Origin of the sequence: Flavobacterium sp. H122 (assembly GCF_004959765.1) — a bacterium.
In the GTDB taxonomy this organism is placed as follows: domain Bacteria; phylum Bacteroidota; class Bacteroidia; order Flavobacteriales; family Flavobacteriaceae; genus Flavobacterium.
The window spans coordinates 264868-286789 of the sequence record NZ_SJZD01000001.1 but is presented as its reverse complement, the minus strand read 5'-3'; the positions used below and the strand labels follow the sequence as shown (position 1 = coordinate 286789).

Here is a 21922-nt window from a genome sequence, read left to right as displayed (position 1 = left end):
TGATGGCTTGGGATGTTTTATACCTGACATGTTTTTAAAACCGGTCAGGTATAAAAGACAAATCCAAAAACAAAAAAGCGGCCTTACGACCGCTTTATCAATTATTTATTTTTATTGTCAATCCATTTTCTGGCATTCACAAAGGCTTCCAGCCAAGGCGTTACTTCGTCTTTTTGGCCGCGTTCCGGATAGTAAGCCCAGTGCCAAGGGAAAACAGAGCGCTCAATGTGCGGCATGGTTACCAAGTGACGTCCGGTTTTATCACACATCATAGCCGTGTTAAAATCGGAACCGTTAGGGTTATTCGGATAACCTTCATAACCGTATTTACCCACAATATTGTATTGGTCTTCAGCATATGGTAAGTTGAATTTACCTTCTCCGTGAGAAACCCAAACTCCTAAAGTCAATCCTTCTAATGAAGAAAGCATCACCGAATTGTTTTTCTGAACCTTCACTGAAGTAAAGATACTTTCGTGTTTACGACTTTCGTTATGAAGCATTTTACCATGTACTTCGTGTTCAGGATTGATTAATTCTAATTCCATGAACAACTGACATCCGTTACAGATACCAACTGATAAAGTATCCTCTCTGTTGAAGAAGTTCTTTAATGCTGTATTTGCTTTTTCGTTGTAAAGGAAAGCACCGGCCCAGCCTTTAGCTGATCCTAATACATCAGAATTTGAGAAACCACCCACTGCTCCAATAAACTGAATGTCTTCCAATGTCTCACGGCCCGAAATTAAATCGGTCATGTGAACATCTTTTACATTAAATCCAGCTAAATACATGGCATTAGCCATTTCTCTTTCAGAATTACTTCCTTTTTCACGGATGATAGCGGCTTTTGGACGTACACCTGCAGGAACTTCCGGTTTTAATCCTTCGAAGTTCACCGGGAAAGTATATTCCAATGGCTGGTTTTTGTAGTTTGCATAACGTGCTTCAGCCGTACCGTTTTTAGATTGTTTTGTATCTAATAAATATGATGTTTTATACCAGATATCTCTAACTTCTGATACTGAGAAATTGAAACTGTCATTTCCGTTTTTAATGGAAACAGTATCTCCTTCAGTAACTTCACCAATTTTGAATACTTTCACATTTCGTTTTGCAAATGCTAAGTCAATATCCTGCTCGCTTTCATTTGACTGGAAAACGATACCTATATTTTCATTAAATAACGCTTTAACTGAATCGGTTTCACCTAAAACAGATAAATCAAATTTAGCTCCCAGATTAACATCAGCAAAACACATTTCCAATAAAGTTGTAATCAAACCGCCGCTTCCTACATCGTGTCCGGCATTGATTTTCCGTTCTTTAATCAGATTTTGAACCGCATTAAAAGCTTTTTTGAAGAAAACAGCATCTTTAATGGTAGGTACTTCAGAACCGACTTTGTTTAAAACCTGATAGAAAGAACTTCCTCCTAATTTGAAAGTATCCTGAGATAAGTTAATGTAGTAAATATTTCCGCCGTTTCTTTTTAGAACAGGTTCTACTACTTTAGTGATGTTTGAACAGTTTCCAATAGCCGAAATAATAACCGTACCCGGTGCAATTACTTCGTCATTTGGATATTTTTGTTTCATTGAAAGTGAATCCTTTCCTGTTGGGATATTGATTCCTAAATCGATTGCAAAATCAGAACATCCTTTAACCGCTTCGTACAAACGTGCATCTTCACCCTCATTTTTACATGGCCACATCCAGTTTGCTGATAAAGAAACCGATTGCAATCCGTCTTTTAATGGAGCCCAAACAAGGTTAGATAACGCTTCACCGATAGAATTTCTAGAACCAGCGACTGGATCAACTAATGCCGCTATTGGTGAATGACCAATTGATGTCGCAATTCCTTCTTTCCCTTTAAAGTCTAATGCCATTACACCCACATTGTTTAACGGTAATTGTAATGGACCGGCGCATTGTTGTTTTGCTACGCGCCCGCCTACACAACGATCCACTTTGTTGGTTAACCAGTCTTTACATGCTACAGCTTCCAGTTGTACTACCTGATTTAAGTAATTTGGTATATCAGCAACTGAATAATCCGGATTTGAATACGTACGATTTACTTTTTTATCGTTCATGATTGTTTTAGGAGAACTTCCAAAGAAATCTTCTAAAGCATAATCCATTGGTTTGGCACCCGTAGTTTTCGATTCAAATGTAAATCTGTGATCGCTTGTTACATCACCCACAGTGTACATTGGAGAACGTTCTCTGTCAGCAATTCTTTGTAATGTATCGATATCTTTTTCACCAATAACCAATCCCATTCTTTCCTGTGATTCGTTACCAATTATTTCTTTTGCAGATAGGGTAGGGTCACCAACCGGTAATTTATCCAAATCGATATGACCACCTGTTGCTTCAACCAATTCTGATAAACAGTTTAAATGTCCGCCGGCACCATGATCGTGAATAGATACAATTGGGTTGTTGTCGCTTTCCACTAAGCCACGGATAGCATTAGCGGCACGTTTTTGCATTTCAGGGTTTGAACGCTGGATTGCATTCAATTCAATTCCAGAACCGAAAGCACCGGTATCAGCAGAAGAAACTGCAGCTCCTCCCATACCGATTCTATAATTTTCACCACCTAAGATTACGATTTTATCACCTTCTTTTGGTTCTTGTTTTTTAGCCTGGTCTAATTTGGCATAGCCAATACCGCCTGCCTGCATGATTACTTTGTCGTATCCTAATTTTCTTGAATCGGAAGTTGAGGAACCCGAAGCTTCATTATGTTCGAAAGTTAAAATAGAACCTGTGATAAGTGGCTGTCCAAATTTATTTCCAAAATCTGAAGCTCCATTGGAAGCCTTGATTAAAATATCCATTGGAGTTTGGTACAACCATTTTCTTTCCTCCATTCCTTTTTCCCAAGGACGTTCTGTACCTTGAGCGGAGTCGAAAGCTAAGCGGGAATATGATGTCATATAAACTGCAGTTCCAGCTAATGGCAAAGAACCTTGTCCACCTGCCAAACGGTCACGGATTTCACCTCCTGAACCTGTTGCAGCTCCATTGAAAGGCTCAACAGTAGTTGGGAAGTTGTGGGTTTCGGCTTTTAATGATAAAACTGACTCAAATTCTTTTTCTTGATAGAAATCAGGTTTGTCAGCACTTTTGGGTGCAAATTGAACCGCTTTTGGTCCTTTTACAAACGCTACGTTGTCTTTATACGCCGAAACAATATCGTTAGGATGTGTTTCTGATGTTTTCTTGATTAATTTGAACAGGGAAGTAGGTTGTTCTTCTCCGTCTATTACAAAAGTTCCGTTGAAAATTTTGTGTCGGCAGTGTTCTGAATTGGCTTGCGAGAATGCAAAAACTTCTGAATCTGTTAATTTTCTTCCAATTTTTACGGATAAATTATTTAAATATTCAACTTCTTCCGGACTTAAAGCCAAACCTTCCTGTTGGTTATAGGCTTCAATGTCTTCAATGTCTAAAATCGGTTCAGGTTGAATATTAATTGTATAGATTTCCTGATTTAATTCCGAATATTTTTGAGATAACATTGGGTCAAAATCAGAAAAATCAGCTGGTACTTTCTCGAATTCCTCAATGCGGATAATACCGGTAATGCCCATGTTTTGAGTAATTTCGACAGCATTGGTACTCCAGGGAGTTACCATTGCGGCACGGGGACCAACAAAAAAATCCGACAGTGCGGATTTCTCTATTTTATGTGCGTTGCCAAAAAGCCAGTTTAATTTATTAATGTCTTCAGTCGAAAGTTCATTTTGCGCCTGTACCGCAAAAACAGTGTTGGTTGAATTACCAAAAAAATGAATCATTATATTGTGTTGTTGTGTTTGCTGTGCAAATTTACTATTTCCTATTTAAAATAGGAAACCCTTTTTTAAAAATTATTGACAAGAATCTATCGGCAGAATTTCCCAGTCGGTTTTATTAAAATCGGCACTCGGGATATTGTTGGTTTTCTTTCTTTTCAACGTCTGGTTTTCAGAAAAAGTTTTAGCGTCATTAAAATCCCCTAAACAGTCAATTAAGGTTGTGTTAAAAAACAAGCCAAGAGGGTCATTTCCGTTAAAAGCCAATTCCGTGGAGTTTAATCTTAAGATGTTCGAATTGGTACAATTCAGCTTGGATGAAGAATATACTAATGTCAGACTTTGTTTTGGGGCTAATTTTCCTCTTATTCTTAATCCGTCAGACCAATTTCCTTTTCCATTGGTTTGCTTTTTAATACTGTAATCATTCAAGTTGATTGATTTTGTGGTTCCATTGGTGATGATTAAAGCTTTATTGTTTTTTGAACCTTCAATATATGCTGAAAAATATAAATTTCCTGCTGCAATATTGCTTGAAGAAACAGCAGCTGGATTTTTTTTATTTTTTGATAAAACTTTTTTTTCTGTTTTCACGATTGCTGTTTTTTTATTCGCAGCAGTTTTAATTAATGATGATTTACCCCAGATTTGCTCCACGAATTCAGGATGGTCAATAAAAGGATTGCGGTTTCCCTGACGTTTTTGAATAGCATTGTTTCGTTTAATTTCTCTTTCATTTACAGGATCAAGTTTGTGCCATTGGAGAAGCATGTTTCTAAAAGCGTCGGTAAAAACCTGATTACTGTTTCCGTTGAACATATCGTAGTTAAAATGAGTTACTTTGTCTTCATATCGTGTTGCAAAATAAAAATACATACGGGCAATATCGCCTTTAAATTCATCAATGGGTTCAAAAACGGTTCCTTTGTAACCATTTACATTACTTGTTCCTAATTTGCCTCCGTTTTCTGAAGTCCATTTAACCGAAGCAACATTTCCATGAGGATAATTGCTGCGCATGCCGTTTACTTTTCCATCGGTAGGCGGTATGAAATGCGCATCGGACACCATAGGTGAAGCCGAATTAAAAACAGATTGCGGAATAATATGCTCCCGATTATAACAGTCACCTTCAGAAGAGTAAATACCGCATTGGCTTGACCCCATCTTAAAAGTGTAGAGATCTTTTCCTTTAGGATTCTCTGAATAAATGTCTAAAACAGAATTGTCTTTCTCATAAAAATCATCAACATCTGCTGTTTTATAGGTCTGCCACAAGCCACCATAACCTAAATCTTTATGATTGCTGATTATTTTATGCAACTGCGTTTTAAGCTGGTAACCGTTTCCTGTTGCAGTACTGTAATAATTTTTTGGTACCTGCGCAAAGAATGTACAACTTAGTAGTAATAAAAATAGCTTGTTCATTTAGTCTGATTAGATAATCTAAATTTAAACAAAAAGCAGTCCATTTTTGGACTGCTTCAATGATTTTTATGATTTACGGTAAATTATTCTACAATAACCTGTTTTACCATGCTGTTGTCGTTTTGATTTACTTTTACTAAATAAATACCTTTATTTAAGTTGTTTACAGAAACAGAACCGGAAATTATGTTTTTGATTTCATATACTTTTTGTCCTAAAATTGAATATACTTCTACGGAATATTTTTGAGTTAAATCTTCAAAAGAAATTTCAAAGTTTCCGTTAGATGGATTAGGGTACATCCTGATGTTTGCAGCTAAAGCAGTGTTTGAAGAAGCTATTCGGTTTCCTAAACCTGAGCAAGTATCAGTAGTATATATATCCCAGTCGGTAGTTTTGTTGAAAGATGTTCTGGGAACTGTTACTGTTGTTTTTCTGCGTAAAGTCTGATCGATAGCAAAGTCAGCAGTACCGCCATTAAATGTTCCTATAAGATCAATTAAAGTGCCGTTTTTGAATAAACCAACAGCATCATTCCCATTAAAAGCTAACTCAGTAGCTGCAGTTGAAAGATTAGCTGTAGCTGTTGAATAACAGGCTGATGAAATTGAGCTGTTCACCAGTACAAATTTTCCATTATTGGCAAGAGTTCCTGATAAAGTTAAGCCTGTACTCCATGAACCGGCACCATTAGTCTGTTTTTTTATAGTGTAAGCAGATAAATTAATTGAAGCACCAGTGCTATTTGTTATCTCTAATGCTTTATTGTTTGAAGATCCTTCCAAATATTCTGAAAAATACAATTCAGTGATTGTTGATGCAGAAGCTGAAGTAGTAACATTTAAAGCAGTACTTGATGCAGAAATATTTCCAGCAGCATCTTTAGCTTTTACAGTAAATGAATAAGCAGTTGAAGCTGTTAATCCAATAATTGAAGCAGACGTGCCTGTAACAGATGTTTTTAAAACACCATTCTGGTATACATCATAGCCGGCAATCCCTATATTATCTGTAGAAGCTGTCCATGAAACTGTTACACCGGTTGAAGTTACATTTGAAGCTGTTAAGCCTGTTGGAACTGTTGGAGCAGTAGTGTCGGCAGTTGTTGTGGTTAGGTTTACAGTATAATCTTCCACTTCACCATACTGGAACGATTCACAGGTAGTTGGAACACCATTGTATTTCATTGAAACTCTCATTCTTGTACTTCCGCTAATTGCTGTTGTTGGAACTGTAAAGTTTCCGCTTGCCGGTGTTGCCGTTGAAGCCACTCTGCTGTAAATCAATTCACCGGAGTCGTCAAAATCTTTATCATTATTATAGTCAATCCAAACTGCAATACCTTCAGGATAAGCAGAGCCAGTCCAAGTTGGTGTGATAGTTATTGTTGAAGATCCACCTTTGGTTAGATTGGTTGAAATACCGGTGAAATCAGTATAACCGTTGTTTCCGGTTGAAGAATTGTTAATGGTTCCCAATTGAACTCTTCCAATATATTCGTCAGCTACACTGCCGCCTTTTGAAGCACAATAAGTCGCTGTTGCTGCACTTGTAGTTACGTTTAAAGCTGTACTTGATGCAGAAGTATTTCCGGCTGCATCTTTTGCTTTCACTGTAAATGAATAAGCTGTTGAAGCAGTTAAACCTGTTATAGATGCAGAAGTTGCCGTTACAGATGTTTTTAAAACACCACCTTGATATACATCATATCCTGTAACACCTACATTGTCAGTGGCAGCTGACCAAGATAATGTAAAACTTGTTGATGTGATGTTTGCAGAGGCTAAATTTGCAGGAACTGTTGGTGCAGTTGTATCTGCTGTACCGCCACCCCAAATCATATTTACATAGCTGGGATTGTCAATAAACGGATTTCTGTTTCCCTGACGTGCATAAATAGCATTGTTGCGGGCAACTTCACGTGCACTTACCGGGTCAGCAGCATGCCAGGCTAATAGCATATCTCTGAAAGCTGTTGTGAAAACCTGATTGCTTGTGCCATTGAACATATCGTATGGATATCCGGCTACTGTATTTTCATATCGTGTTGCAAAATAAAAATACATACGGGCGATATCACCTTTAAACTCATTGATTGGCTCAAAAACTGTTCCCGAATATCCCGAAACTGCACTGCTTCCCAGTTTACCGCCGTTTTTTGAAGTCCAGGATGCAGTGGCTACATTACCGTGTGGATAATTACTACGCATACCGTTTACTTTTCCGTCAGTAGGAGGAATAAAATGAGCGTCAGAAACCATTGGTGCAACCGAATTAAACACAGATTGTGGAATCATGTGTTCTCTGTTGTAGCAATCACCTTCAACTGAATATGTGCCGCATTGACTGGTGCTGTATGTGAATTTGTAAGGGTCAGTTCCTGTTGGGTTTTCAGAGTAAACGTCAATAATCGAATTATCATTTTCATATTGATTGTCACGGTCTGAAGTAGAGTAGGTAGTCCATAAACCGGAGTACCCTCTGTCAGTATGTCCTTTTATGATATTATATAATTGTGTTTTTAGGGTATAACCAGTGCCGGTTGCAGTGCTGTAATACCCTGCAGGAGCCTGTGCAAGCCCTGTTAATGCACATAAAAGTGCAAAAAGAGTAAATTTTGTTTTCATTGGTTGGGATTTTTGTTTTTTGTTTAGCAAATGTATTGCTAGCTGTTTTCTGATTTTAATTTGTAATATTATCAAATTGTTAAATAAAATGATGCTGCTAAATAATAATAAAAAAAGTGGCCGAAAAGCCACTTTTGATTTAATTAATAACAATTTTTTCAACAATTGATTGCGAATCCTTCGAAATCTTTAAAAGGTAAATTCCTTTTTGGATATTGTTTATTTTTATATGTTTTTTACTATTTTCCTGTGCTGAATAAACTTTTTGCCCTAATGTTGAGAAAATTTCAACTTTATAATTACCAAATTCTTTGAAGTCGATATTAAAGTTCCCATTAGATGGGTTGGGTGATATTGTACTGTTTGCTTCTAATTCGAAATCTTCATTCGATAAGAAAGACCATCTATTTTGAGCAGTAGTACCTCCCCAAATAAGAGTTGCTAGGTATGGGTTGTCTATGAACGGATTTCTGTTTCCTTGTCCATAAGCATTGGAACTATTCCCTAAATATGTATTTCTGTTATCCTCATATTGTGAAACAGGATCTTCAGCATTCCATTTTAAAAAAAGATCAATCATATCAGGATCAATTGTAATTGAATTGCCAAAACCAACATTTATAGGTTTGCATTGTGTTGGGTATCTCAAATATAAGTACATCATCATTCTTGCAACATCTCCTTTCCACTCATCTCCGGGATACCAAGATACGTTATTTACAATACTTGTCGAGTTTCCGGTTCCATCTATAAATTTTTCACTTCCTCTGTCTGCGTTTCTATCTACATCAGATGCTCTAAGGTGGTGAACGTCGGCTCCTGCACCAACTTGTCCTAAATCCGGGTCGCCAAGACTTTGTGCATAAACATGTTCTCTATTCCAAGCACATTGAGGACCTGAAGAAACATCAGCTTCTTTATGTCTTCTTCTATGATCTTTATAGGTAGTCGAAGTCCCAAAATTAGATTCGCTTATATATACACATACATCAGTATTATTAAATCCATAAACTAATAATACATTTGTATTTGTCGCATCATTTGGATCTAAATCAACTATTTTAATAGCATTTTCAGCTTGTGCATAAGTTAGGATTTTAGTATGTGTGCTAGTAATTTTATTAGCTAGTTCATTTTTCAAATTCATTCCTCTTAAATTCCAATCAAAACCATCATAATATGGAGTTGCTGGAGAACCATTTTGAGCTAATCCTAAAAAGGAAGAGGTTAAAATAAGTGACAAGTAAATTTTTTTCATAGATAAGGGAGATTAAGGTTATCAAGACTTTCTTTCTAACAAAGCCATGTAAAATCCGTCAAATCCTGATTCGTGAGCTAGGATTTTGTGGTCTTCTACAAAGGTAAAGTTTTTTCCGTTTTCTGTAGTTAAAAAACGTTGTATTTGTTCCTGATTTTCAGAAGGTAAGACCGAGCATGTGGCGTATACTAGTTTACCTCCCGGTTTTACAATTTTTGAATAATTTTCCAGAACTTCTGCCTGAATTTTTTTGATGTTCTCAATGAATTCAGGCTGCAGTTTCCACTTGCTGTCCGGATTACGTTTTAAAACACCTAAACCGCTGCATGGAGCATCAATTAAAACTCTGTCTGCTTTTTCATGAAGTTTCTTTATCGTTTTTGATCCTTCAATCACACGGGTTTCAATATTATGTACCCCATTACGGCGAGCACGGAGTTTTAATTGGTTTAGTTTGCTTTCATATAAATCCAAAGCGATTAATTGACCTTTATTTTCCATGATAGAAGCCAAATGCAATGTTTTTCCTCCGGCACCTGCGCAGGTATCTACTACACGCATTCCGGGTTTAACATCCAATAATGGAGCAACCAACTGTGATGAAGCATCCTGTACTTCAAATAAACCATCTTTGAATTCCTGGGTAAGAAATACATTGGCACGTTCTTTCAATACTAATGCCTGTGGTTGGTTTTTGATATATTCAGTTTCGATATTGGCGTCCATTAAACGGGCGCGTAATTTATCGGGAGAAATTTTTAAAGTATTAACACGCAAAATAACTTTTGCCTGCTCGTTTTGCGCTTTTATTTCTTTATTCCAAACTTTTTCACCTAATTCTTTTACGCCTAAAGCATCCATCCAGTCAGGAATAGATTCTTTGATGGATCTGTTTTTTGACAACTCATCAAAACGACCCTTGATTTTTCGTTCGGGTGTTCCCTGTAATTGTGTCCAATCCGGAATAGGATATCCTCTTAAAACAGCCCATACAGCAAACATTCTCCATAGGTTATCACGGTTAAAAGGCTCTTTAACTTCTGCAATTTCTGCGTACAATCGTTTCCAGCGTACAATCTCATAGATGGTTTCAGCAACAAATTTTCTATCGGCACTTCCCCAACGTTTGTCTTTTTTCAAGGCACGTGCTACTACTTTATCAGCATATTCTCCTTCGTTAAAAATTGCATTTAAAGAATCTATTGTAGTGTAAACCAAATTTCTATGTAATCGCATGATTGTTATTTTTGAGCGTGCAAAGATAATATAAAGTTAGAAGTTAAGAGTTAGAAGTTAAAAGTTTTTTGGATTATGACTAGAAATAGAATTAGTAAGATAGTATTTGCACTTAAAAATGAATTAAAGTAGGATGCAGTTTATACGCTTTACCTGATGGGTAACGTCCAAATAATTATCAGAATATTTGAGTACTCTATATTTATTATGTATTTTCGTGCTCTGAAATTTAGAAAATTTTACGTTATGAAATACGATATTATTGTTTTAGGAAGTGGGCCTGGTGGTTATGTAACTGCAATCAGAGCATCACAGTTAGGCTTTAAAGTAGCCGTTATTGAAAAAGAAAATTTGGGTGGTATTTGCTTGAACTGGGGTTGTATTCCTACGAAAGCTTTACTGAAATCAGCTCAGGTTTTTGATTACCTAAAACACGCTTCAGATTATGGTTTGAAAGTGGATAATGTTGATAAGGATTTTGGAGCTGTAATTGCACGTTCAAGAGGTGTTGCTGAAGGAATGAGCAAAGGAGTTCAGTTCTTAATGAAAAAGAATAAAATTGATGTTATTGACGGTTTCGGAAAAGTAAAACCGGGTAAAAAAGTAGATGTTACTGCCACTGATGGTAAAGTAACTGAATATTCGGCTGATCATATTATCATTGCAACGGGAGCACGTTCAAGAGAATTACCTAATTTACCGCAGGATGGTAAAAAGGTAATTGGTTACCGTCAGGCTATGGTATTACCTGAACAACCTAAGAAAATGATTGTAGTTGGTTCTGGTGCTATCGGTGTTGAATTTGCACATTTTTATAATTCAATGGGTACAGAAGTTACTATAGTTGAGTTTATGCCAAATGTAGTACCGGTTGAAGATGAAGATATTTCCAAACAATTTGAGCGTTCTTTAAAGAAAGCAGGTATCAATGTGATGACTAACGCATCTGTTGAAAAAGTGGATACAAGCGGAGCAGGAGTGAAGGCTACTGTTAAAACGGCTAAAGGAGAAGAAATCCTTGAGGCTGATATTGTACTTTCTGCAGTTGGTATTAAAACAAATATTGAAAATATTGGTTTAGAAGAAACAGGTATTGCAACAGACAGAGATAAAATCCTTGTAAACGCATATTACCAAACTAACGTTCCGGGTTACTACGCTATTGGTGACGTTACTCCGGGACAGGCCTTAGCACACGTTGCTTCTGCTGAAGGAATTTTATGTGTGGAGAAAATTGCTGGTTTGCATGTTGAACCATTAGATTATGGAAACATTCCAGGTTGTACGTATGCTACTCCTGAAATAGCTTCTGTAGGTTTAACTGAAAAAGCGGCTAAAGAAAAAGGATACGAATTGAAAATTGGTAAATTCCCGTTCTCAGCTTCTGGTAAAGCAAAAGCTGCCGGAACTCCGGATGGTTTCGTAAAAGTTATTTTTGATGCGAAATACGGAGAATGGTTAGGTTGCCACATGATTGGTGCTGGCGTTACTGACATGATTGCTGAAGCAGTTGTAGCCCGTAAACTGGAAACTACAGGTCATGAAATCTTAAAGGCGGTTCACCCGCACCCTACAATGAGTGAAGCAGTAATGGAAGCTGTTGCTGATGCTTATGGTGAAGTGATTCATTTATAATAAATTATTTTAAATATTTTAAGCCACTCTTGATGAGTGGCTTTTTTTATTAAATCGATTTTTAAGAGGTTAGTTTTTGTTTTATGCTTAACTTTAATGTGTTGAATATTAATTTATAACATAAAAAAGGGAAAAATATGAAGAAATTAATTTTAATGCTAAATGTAATTATGGTTGGTTCATTCCTGATGTTAGGATGTCGAAACGAAAAAAAAGAATTTGATTTGGTTACTGCAAAAAAAGCAATTCAAGAAAGAAGTAATATTTATGTTGATGCTGTAAATAAAAAAGACTCGGTAGGATTGTCCCATTGTTATACAGTAGATGCTAAATTGATGGCACCTAATGAAAAATCGGCAGAAGGAAGAGCTGCAATCCAAAAAATGATGGGAGGGTGGATGAAGACAGGTATGCCACATCTTTCAATCGAAACAGTTGAAGTTTGGGGTGACGATAATGCATTAACAGCTGAAGAAATTTGGACATTTAAAGACAAAGATGGTAAAATCTTAGATCAAGGAAAAGCTGTTGAAGTTTATAAAAAAGAAGATGGGGTATGGAAATTACATCGTGACTGTTTTAATTCGGATATGCCTATGATGAAATGAGTGTTGAATTATTTTAACTGTGAACCGCTTTATTTTTATAAATGAGCGGTTTTTTAATTATTTTAAAATCAGCATATTGTATTCGTGCTTAAAATAATTTTATTTTTTTTTGTAACAATTCATTTTGACTTACGTATAATAATAGATTTTAAACTTAATCAATAGACAAAATGGCACTAAGGTGTTAAAACTAAACCTATCTCGATTCCAAATTAACTGCAGTAAGATTCGAGATGATGTAAACTCAAATGCATTTAGTATTGATATTTTAAATCAACTAGATTTTTAACTTAATTCATTTTAAAATGACATCAATTTTATCATTTTGGTGGCTCATACTTATTGTATTTGCTATCGTGTTTTACAAATTTGTTTTACGAGTTTTCTTTGGAATGGTGATAGTTCCTGAAGACAAAATTGGTCTGGTAACCAAAAAATTCGTGCTTTTTGGAGCTGATAAATCACTACCAGACGGGCGTATCATTGCTACTAAAGGGGAAGCAGGTTTTCAAGCGCAAACTTTAGCGCCTGGTCTATATTGGGGAATGTGGATTTGGCAATATTCAGTAGATATGACTCCTTTTACCATTATTCCTGAAGGAAAAATAGGATTGGTCTTAAGTAAAGATGGTAAAGAAATACCTACTGGTCGTATTTTAGCCCGTAAAGTAGAAAGCGATAATTTTCAGGATGCAACTGCTTTCTTGAATAATGGCGGGCAAAAAGGGCGTCAAACAGCTTTTATAACCAGCGGTTCCTATCGTATTAATACTTATTTGTTCGAAGTAGTAGTAACTGATCAGGTTAAAATCTTTGAAAATATGGTGGGTATTGTTACCGCATTAGATGGTGAGCCAATTCCTCAAGGCCAAATTGCAGGTAAATATGTTGATGGTCATAATAACTTTCAAAACTTTGATAAATTCTTAGAAGAAGGAGGAAATAGAGGTCTTCAGCCACAAGTAATGTTAGCTGGTTCATATTACATAAATACGTGGGCGGTTCAAATTGAGCAAAATCCTATGACAGATGTACCTATTGGTTATGTAGGTGTTGTGATTTCCTATATAGGAGAAGATGGCCAAGATGTAACTGGAGACACCTTCAAACATGGAAATATTGTTTCTAAAGGACAACGTGGTGTTTGGATGGAACCACTTGGGCCTGGTAAATATGCTTTAAATAAGTACACGACTAAATTAGAACCTGTACCCACAACTAACTTAGTATTAAATTGGGCTAATGCACGCAGTGAATCACACGATTTAGATAAAAATTTATCTACTATTACAGTACGTTCAAAAGATGGTTTCCCATTTAATTTAGATGTGGCACAAATCATTCACGTGCCTGCTAATGAAGCTCCTAAAGTGATAGCGAGATTTGGTAGTATGACCAACTTGGTTTCTCAAGTATTAGAACCAACAATTGGCAACTATTTTAGGAACTCGGCTCAAGATAGTGATGTAATTTCGTTTTTGAGCACTCGTAAAGAGCGTCAGGAATCAGCTAAAAATCACATCAAAACAGTTTTAGATGAGTACAACGTAAATGCTGTGGACACATTAATTGGTGATATTGTGCCTCCAGATTCATTGATGAAAACATTAACAGATAGAAAAATTGCTGAAGAAGAGCAAAAAACCTATCAAACTCAAAAAATGGCTCAAGAACAACGTCAAGGGGTTGAAAAAGAGACCGCTATTGCGGATATGCAAAAAGAGATTGTTCGTGCATCACAAAGTGTTGAAATTGCCCAAAGAACGGCTGATGCAACAGTTAAGAAAGCAGAGGGTGATGCTGCAAGTTTAAAATTAAACGTAAATGCCGAAGCAGAAGCTACAAAAATGAGAGCAATTGCTGAAGCAGAAGCAACTAAAGCAAAAGCTGCTGCTCAAGCAGAAGCGACTAAATTAAACGCAAGTGCTGAAGCTGAGAAAATATCTAAAACTGGTTTAGCAGAAGCTGAGAAAATTATGGCGATAGGTAAATCTACTGCAGAATCGTATCAATTACAAGTTTCTGCAATGGGAGGTGACAACTTTACTCGTTATAAAATTACCGAGGAAATAGGTAAAGGTAATATTAAAGTTATTCCTGAGGTGTTGATTTCTGGTGCGAATGGTGCAGATGGAGGAATTAGCGGATTATTAGGTATGAAATTGATGGAAATAATGGATACCAATAAGGATAAACCTAGAAAATAATTTTTTCAAATTATTAAAAAGTATGAAACACCTCATTTATTGAGGTGTTTTTTTATTATTACCGAATACTGTTTTTAAAACTTGTAAGATTTTAATTATTTTTAAAAAAAATAACCAGAAGAATCGTAAATTTGAGTTAATCACTTAATTCGTAATCTTTTATGAATGTATTTCAGCCATTGATAGATTCATTCAAAATATTTCTTGCCGAAATAGGTGATCTTACATTTTTTTCCATCCGGTTTTTTAAAGAAGTTTTTAAAAGCCCTTATGAATTCAATGAATTATTAAAACAATGTTACAACATAGGCAATAAGTCTTTGACACTGGTTTTGGTTACCGGCTTTATAATCGGTTTGGTCTTTACACTGCAGTCCCGGCCTACATTAGAAGAATTCGGGGCTGTTTCATGGATGCCTTCTATGGTCAGTATTTCAATAATAAGAGAAATCGGGCCTATAATCACAGGATTAATCTGTGCCGGAAAAGTAGGTTCTGGTATTGGTGCCGAGATTGGTTCCATGAGAGTAACCGAGCAAATTGACGCAATGGAGGTTTCCGGGACAAACCCTTTTAAATATCTTGTAGTAACCCGAATTTTAGCTACCACATTAATGCTTCCGTTGCTTGTATTATGCGGGGACGCTATTGCAATTTTCGGTTCATATTTAGTTGAAAATATCAAAGGCAGTGTTTCCTTTTTGCTGTATTTCAATCAGGTTTTTAATAATTTGGAATTCTCTGATTTGTTTCCAGCTACTATAAAAAGCTTCTTTTTCGGTTTTGCGATAGGTTTAGTAGGCTGTTATAAAGGGTATAATTGTAAAAAAGGAACAGTTGGTGTTGGTTTGGCGGCAAATTCAGCGGTGGTATACACTTCAATGTTACTGTTTGTTATTGATTTTATTGTAGTTTTAATAACCAATATATTTATTTAGGCATGGATAAAAAAACTATGATAGAAATAAAAAATCTGTATAAAAAATTTGGAGATAATGCTGTCCTCAATGGATTTTCAATGGATTTATATGAAGAGGAAAATGTGGTTATCATGGGGAAATCTGGGTCAGGGAAATCGGTAATGATTAAATGTGTTATTGGTCTTGAGACAATCGACAGCGGAAGCATTAACGTTATGGGTAATGATATTTCTTTACTTAATCAGGAACAATGGGACGAATTAAGAACCGAAATTGGGTTTCTATTTCAAGGAAGCGCATTATATGATTCCATGTCAGTTCGGGAGAATTTGGAGTTTCCACTAAGAAGACATACTAAAAAATTTGGAGTTATTGAAGATACAACACCTTTGGTAATGGAGGCTTTGGAAAATGTAGGTCTGGCAAAAGCTATTGACTTAATGCCTAATGAACTTTCCGGAGGAATGAAACGAAGAATTGCTTTGGCACGGACTTTAATCTTACAGCCAAAAATCATCTTGTATGATGAACCTACTACAGGCTTGGATCCTATTACTTCCAAAGAAATTATAATGCTGATGAAATCGATTCAAAAAAAATATAAAACCTCATCACTAATAATTACTCATGATGTGGATTGTGCCAGAGTTACAGCAGACAGGATGATTTTACTTATTGACGGCATCAATTATGCTGAAGGAACTTTTAAAGAATTAGCATCATCTAAAGATGAAAAAGTTCAAGCCTTTTTTAAATAGGGAATTATGGAAAAAACATTTACACAGAAGTTAAAATTAGGCATTTTTGTGATTGCAGGTACAGTCATATTTATTGCAGCCATATATTTTATTGGAAGTAAGCAGCTTTTTTTCAGTAAAACAAAACAGCTGCATGCAGTTTTTAACGATGCCGCAGGACTGCAGATAGGCAACAATGTAAGATATTCAGGAATTAATATAGGTACGGTAAGAGAAATAAAAATTATCACTGATACTTCAATATGTATTTCAATGCATATCAATAATGAGTCGTTCACTCATATTAAAAAGAGCGCTGTAGCGTCAATTGGTTCAGATGGATTGGTTGGAAATATGGTTGTTAACATCCTTCCTGCAAAAGGGAATAATGCATTTGTGGAGTCAGGTGACACAATTGCAACTATAAGAAAAATAAGAACCAATGATTTAATAAACACTTTAAGTATTTCAAATAATAATGCCGCGTTAATCACTGCCGATTTATTAAAAATTACACATGAAATTACAAAAGGACAGGGAACACTGGGTTTGTTGCTTAATGATACTGCAATGGCAAATGATTTGAAACAGACTTTGTCTTATCTGAAAATGACAAGTAAAGAAACATCACAGACAGTTAAAAAATTAAATGTGTTGGTGACTTCTTTAGATAATAAAAATAATGTAGTAGGGGTAATAAAAGATACCGCCGTTGCCAATAAAATGAAATCTATAGTAGCAAACCTTGAAAAATCATCTTCTGAAATAAATGAAGTTGTGACCAACTTAAATGGTACAATTTCAAATATGAAAGAAGGAAAAGGTGCGATTAATTATCTATCCAATAATCCTGGTTTGGTCAAAAAAATAGATTCAACAATGATCAACATAAACTCTGCAAGTTTGCTGTTAAATCAAAATATGGAAGCTTTAAAGCATAATTTTTTATTAAGAGGCTATTTTAAAAAACAAGAGAAAAATAAAAACAAAAAAATCAAATAAAACTAAGTGTAAAATGAACCTGACCAAAATTGCCGCATTAGTTGTTTTTATATTGCCGTTATTAAGTAATGCGCAGGAAAAAAACTTAAAAAATATAAAGAAACTTACTTTTGGCGGTGATAATGCCGAAGCTTATTTTAGTCCGGACGGAAAAATGCTTACACTTCAGGTTACCAATCCGGAAATTGGTGCGCAATGTGACCAAATTTATTCTCTTAATCTTACACAACCTATAATTAACAGCAAAGCTTTACAATTGGTTTCTACTGGAAAAGGAAGAACTACCTGTTCTTATTTTATGCCTGATGGAAAACATATTATTTATGCTTCCACTCATCAATCCAACGACGCTTGCCCGGCACCACCCAAACCCAAGGATGGTAAATACCTTTGGGCTGTTTATCCTGAGTTTGAAATTTATATGTCCGATTTAAAAGGAAAGATTATAAAACAACTTACAGATTCTCCTGGGTATGATGCCGAAGCAGTGGTTTCACCGGATGGAAAGAAGATTGCATTTACCAGTATCCGCAGTGGTGATCTTGAAATCTGGACAATGAATATTGACGGTACTAATTTGAAACAAATAACTTCTGGTTTAGGGTATGATGGCGGATGTTTCTTTTCTCATGACAGTAAAAAACTGGTTTTTCGTTCGTCAAGACCTAAAACTGAAGTGGAAATCAAAGAATACAAAGATTTGTTGGCAGAAAATTTGGTGATGCCAACCAACATGGAAATCTACACTTGCAATGTTGATGGCACTGATTTGAGACAAATAACTCATTTAGGTAAAGCAAATTGGGCGCCTTTCTTTCATCCTTCTGATAAAAAAATCATCTTTTCGTCAAATCATCACGCCACCCGTGGCTATGATTTTCAGTTGTATATGATTAATACAGACGGAACTGGTTTAAAACAGATTACTTACGAAAGTGAATTTAATGCTTTCCCGATGTTTTCTCCTGATGGAAAGAAATTGGTTTTTTCAAGTAACCGCCAGCAAAGTAAACCCAGAGAAACCAATGTTTTTATTGCAGATTGGGTTGATATTGATGAGACGGAATTTGCCAAGTCTCAAAATCTGAAAAAGCATATCACCTTTTTGGCTTCTGATGCTTTAAAAGGACGTTTGACGGGGTCAAAAGAAGAAAAATTAGCCACCAATTATATCATTTCTGAGTTTCAAAAATTGAAATTGAAACCTTATGATAAAAAATTCAAACACACATTTACCTATAATATTCGGCTGAATCCGCATGATACAGTTTCAAAAGAAAAAGCTAATTCAGGAAATAATGTAATTGGTTATCTCGATAATAATGCAAGCAAAACAATTGTAATTGGAGCACATTACGATCATTTAGGACTTAACGAACACCATCATTCCACTAAAATGAATTCGGAAGGTGAAATTCATAACGGAGCTGATGATAACGCCTCGGGAGTTGCAGGAGTCTTGGAATTGGCCAGAATGCTGACACAAAATAAAACCAAAGAAAAAGCGAATTACATTTTTGCGCTTTTTTCAGGTGAAGAAGACGGTTTGATTGGTTCAAAAGAAATGGCTTCAAACATAAAAACTTTGTTTCCTGATGTTATTGCTATGATTAACATGGATATGATCGGCCGCTTGGATGATAAAAAATCGCTTATCGTTGGAGGTATTGGAACGAGCCCGTCTTTTCCTGATATAATAGAAAAAAATAAACCCGCAGGTTTTTCAATTACACAGGAATTGAGTGGAATTGGGCCTTCTGATCATACTTCTTTCTATTTAAAGGATATTCCGGTGTTATTTTTCTTTACAGGTACACATACCGATTATCATAAACCAAGTGATGATGAAGAGAAAATCAATTATTACGGAGTGGAAAATATTGTAAACTATGTTTTTAGAACTACTAATGCTATAGCCGATTTAGATAAAGTTGAATTCACTAAAACTAAAATCACTTCAGAAAAGAAGGTGCCTAAATATAAAGTGACCTTAGGAATTATGCCTGATTATACTGATCATGGTGACGGTTTGCATGTTGACGGTGTAACCGAAAACCGTCCGGCTCACATTGCTGGAATCCTGCAGGGTGATATAATTACTAAAATAGGTGACTGCACAATTAAAGAAGTTTACAGTTACATGGATTGTCTTTCAAAATTGAATTCAGGTGATGAAAAAGAAGTGACATTAATTAGAAACTCAACTGAAATAAAGGTTAAAGTGGTTTTTTAGTTTTTGAATAAATTTCAATTTTTAGCAGGAATTTTTTGTAAATTAGTGACACTCAAAGCAACACATTTTTTGATGAAATGATTTAATGTGTTTTACAATTTCATAAGCAAATACCATTTTATATTTTATTTTTATAAATACTGAAAATTAAAAATGAAACATGTATTTGATTTTTTAATGATTTCAGGAGTATTATTAGGGATTATTTTCATAATCGCAATGCAATTCACTAAAAATGGGAGAGATAAATCTGTTCTGTATCTGAATTTTGTAATTGTGTTCTTAATACTGAATAATCTTCAGGCTTTTTTATTGGAAGCTGTTTTTATAGACGCACCTTTTTTTATTCAAAGGCTTCAGATACCTTGGTATTTAATGATTCTTCCATCGTTTTATACCTTTTTGATTCATTATCTTAAAATTGAAAATAAATTATTCTCGATTTTTAAATTTTCCTTGATTTTATTTAGTATTGAACTGCTCATAAGAATATTTCTGTTTCCGGAGTATTATACTAAAGACAAGAATCTGACCATTGGGCAATATGTACAGATAGAAGAAATAATAAATGCATCTTATTCCATTTATCTTTTTATAAAATCACTTTTAATTCTTTTTAAATATTCTGCTTTATATCAGCCTATTTTAGTGTTTGATAATTTAAAATGGCTTAAAAATTTTATGTTTTTAGGAGGTATAGTCATGCTTATGTGGGTTTGTGCAATTTTATTGAATATTGACAACTCCGTAGACCCCCAAGAGTTTATTTATTATCCTTTACGGCTTAGCAGTACTATTCTTTTGTACTGGATAGGTTATCAGGGATTTTATAATTATTCCTTAATGACTGAAAGAATCCAGCTTAGAAAGGAAATTGCATCAGAGGCTAAAGAAACAGCCGAAGCATCATTGGATTCTCAAAATCAATCTGAAGAAAGCAAATTGGAAAAGATTAAGAAGTATATTGAAAAAAAGCAAAGATATTTAGATCCGGCTTTTAGTCTGGAAAAACTTTCTTCTGAAATGGAAATAAGCACCAGTTCACTATCCCATATTATCAATCAGGAAAGCGAATATAATTTCTCGGATTACATAAATTATCTGCGGGTGGAAAAGGCAAAAAAGTTTCTTAAAAAACCTAACTATGCAGCCTACACTATTGTTGCCATAGGTCTTGAATGCGGCTTCAACTCAAAGTCGACCTTCTATTCTGCCTTCAAAAAATTTACTTCTGTTACCCCTTCAGAATACAGGCAGATCAAAGTTTTATAATGTCCTGAATTCTGCAATATGTCCTGATTTTTGCAAATTATATATTGCTGGATATTCACTTTTTTAAACCAGCATAATTTTGAATAGAAATTAATTTCCAAAAGGTAAATAAAAATATTTCCAAAATTTGGTCATCATCAGATTTATATTCTGTATTTCCTTTATTTATAATTTGATAAGGTCTTTTGGAAATTTTTGGGTGTGGTGAATCTATATTATTCAATTCATTTTTTAAGACTTAAAATTTAGAAAAATGCTGCTGTTCATCTGTTATACTTTACTTAAAAAGTTTGGAACTAAAACTACTCTTTTTAAATACTTGAAGAATCAAAATTTTGCCAAAATATTTGATTATAAGCTTAGGATTTCCTTGTGCATTATTTTGTTTCCATTTTTTACCGAAGCTCAAAACTCAAAACTCAATTATAAAATTTTGCGCAATGGAAACAATATAGGCTGGCTTAAACTTGAAAAAAGCACTGAAGGCAATACATCAAACTTATTGCTCACTTCTGAAGTTAAAACCAAAATTATATTTCCAATTAAAATTTCAGCAAAAGAAACTTCAACTTTTGAAAACGGAAAACTCATTCATTCACTTCAATTGAGAAAAACCAACGGAACAACAAAGCTGAATAAAGAAACAAAATATATAAACGAGGCTTATGAAGTATCTGAAGGAGGCGAAAAGCAACGGCTGTCTATAGAAAATATTGAAACAAATTTACTCAGTCTGTTTTTTAAAGAACCATCAAATTTAAAATCTGTTTATAGTGACAAACTGCAGCGCTTTATAAAAATAGCAAAAACGGATGATGGTGGCTATAAAATCTCCTTTGAGAAAGGAAGCAGCAACTGCTATTATTATAAAGACGGGATTTGTGTTAAAGTAAAAATCGAGCATTCTTTTTATACTGCTGAAATTGTTATGAATTACTAATAATTGA

14 protein-coding genes are annotated in these 21922 nt (G+C 35.0%); 9 read left to right on the top strand and 5 right to left on the bottom strand.

All coding sequences use genetic code 11. From position 1 onward, the window contains the following. Positions 1–101 precede the first annotated feature (101 nt). The 5 genes from purL to EZM65_RS01405 form a co-directional block, all read right to left on the bottom strand. Positions 102–3815 carry a phosphoribosylformylglycinamidine synthase gene (gene purL / locus EZM65_RS01425; RefSeq protein WP_136666737.1) on the bottom strand — a complete coding sequence of 1238 codons (3714 nt, stop codon included), beginning with the start codon at positions 3813–3815 and terminating at the stop codon, positions 102–104. Positions 3816–3887: 72 nt separating this feature from the next. Then, positions 3888–5240 carry an endonuclease gene (locus tag EZM65_RS01420; protein WP_136666736.1) on the bottom strand — a complete coding sequence of 451 codons (1353 nt, stop codon included), beginning with the start codon at positions 5238–5240 and terminating at the stop codon, positions 3888–3890. 83 nt (positions 5241–5323) lie between these two features. After that, positions 5324–7867 carry an endonuclease gene (locus tag EZM65_RS15825; RefSeq protein WP_136666735.1) on the bottom strand — a complete coding sequence of 848 codons (2544 nt, stop codon included), beginning with the start codon at positions 7865–7867 and terminating at the stop codon, positions 5324–5326. Positions 7868–8006: 139 nt separating this feature from the next. Then, positions 8007–9125, bottom strand: coding sequence for an endonuclease (locus tag EZM65_RS01410; RefSeq protein WP_169051608.1), 1119 nt, complete (start codon positions 9123–9125; stop codon positions 8007–8009). A gap of 21 nt (positions 9126–9146) precedes the next feature. Beyond that, positions 9147–10361, bottom strand: coding sequence for an RsmB/NOP family class I SAM-dependent RNA methyltransferase (locus EZM65_RS01405; protein WP_136666734.1), 1215 nt, complete (start codon positions 10359–10361; stop codon positions 9147–9149). 246 nt (positions 10362–10607) lie between these two features. Here EZM65_RS01405 and lpdA point away from each other — a divergent pair, with 246 nt between their 5' ends. From lpdA to EZM65_RS01360, 9 genes are all read left to right on the top strand, one after another. Beyond that, positions 10608–11996, top strand: a complete 1389-nt coding sequence (gene lpdA / locus EZM65_RS01400; RefSeq protein ID WP_136666733.1) for a dihydrolipoyl dehydrogenase — start codon at positions 10608–10610, stop codon at positions 11994–11996. A 137-nt stretch (positions 11997–12133) separates the two neighbouring features. Beyond that, positions 12134–12604 carry a nuclear transport factor 2 family protein gene (locus EZM65_RS01395; RefSeq protein WP_136666732.1) on the top strand — a complete coding sequence of 157 codons (471 nt, stop codon included), beginning with the start codon at positions 12134–12136 and terminating at the stop codon, positions 12602–12604. A 305-nt stretch (positions 12605–12909) separates the two neighbouring features. After that, the gene (locus tag EZM65_RS01390) at positions 12910–14811 is read left to right on the top strand and encodes an SPFH domain-containing protein (RefSeq protein ID WP_136666731.1); all 1902 of its coding nucleotides are present in this window, start codon (positions 12910–12912) and stop codon (positions 14809–14811) included. A gap of 161 nt (positions 14812–14972) precedes the next feature. Beyond that, entirely contained in the window at positions 14973–15749 is a 777-nt protein-coding gene (locus EZM65_RS01385; protein ID WP_136666730.1) for an ABC transporter permease, read from the top strand. A 17-nt stretch (positions 15750–15766) separates the two neighbouring features. Beyond that, the gene (locus EZM65_RS01380; protein ID WP_136666729.1) at positions 15767–16489 is read left to right on the top strand and encodes an ABC transporter ATP-binding protein; all 723 of its coding nucleotides are present in this window, start codon (positions 15767–15769) and stop codon (positions 16487–16489) included. A 6-nt stretch (positions 16490–16495) separates the two neighbouring features. Next, positions 16496–17470 (top strand): MlaD family protein, encoded by a 975-nt coding sequence (locus tag EZM65_RS01375; RefSeq protein ID WP_136666728.1) that lies wholly within the window; start codon positions 16496–16498, stop codon positions 17468–17470. 13 nt (positions 17471–17483) lie between these two features. After that, entirely contained in the window at positions 17484–19703 is a 2220-nt protein-coding gene (locus EZM65_RS01370) for a M20/M25/M40 family metallo-hydrolase (RefSeq protein WP_136666727.1), read from the top strand. A gap of 153 nt (positions 19704–19856) precedes the next feature. Then, the gene (locus tag EZM65_RS01365) at positions 19857–20975 is read left to right on the top strand and encodes an AraC family transcriptional regulator (protein WP_136666726.1); all 1119 of its coding nucleotides are present in this window, start codon (positions 19857–19859) and stop codon (positions 20973–20975) included. A 253-nt stretch (positions 20976–21228) separates the two neighbouring features. Further along, positions 21229–21915, top strand: coding sequence for a DUF6134 family protein (locus EZM65_RS01360; protein ID WP_136666725.1), 687 nt, complete (start codon positions 21229–21231; stop codon positions 21913–21915). Positions 21916–21922 lie beyond the last annotated feature (7 nt).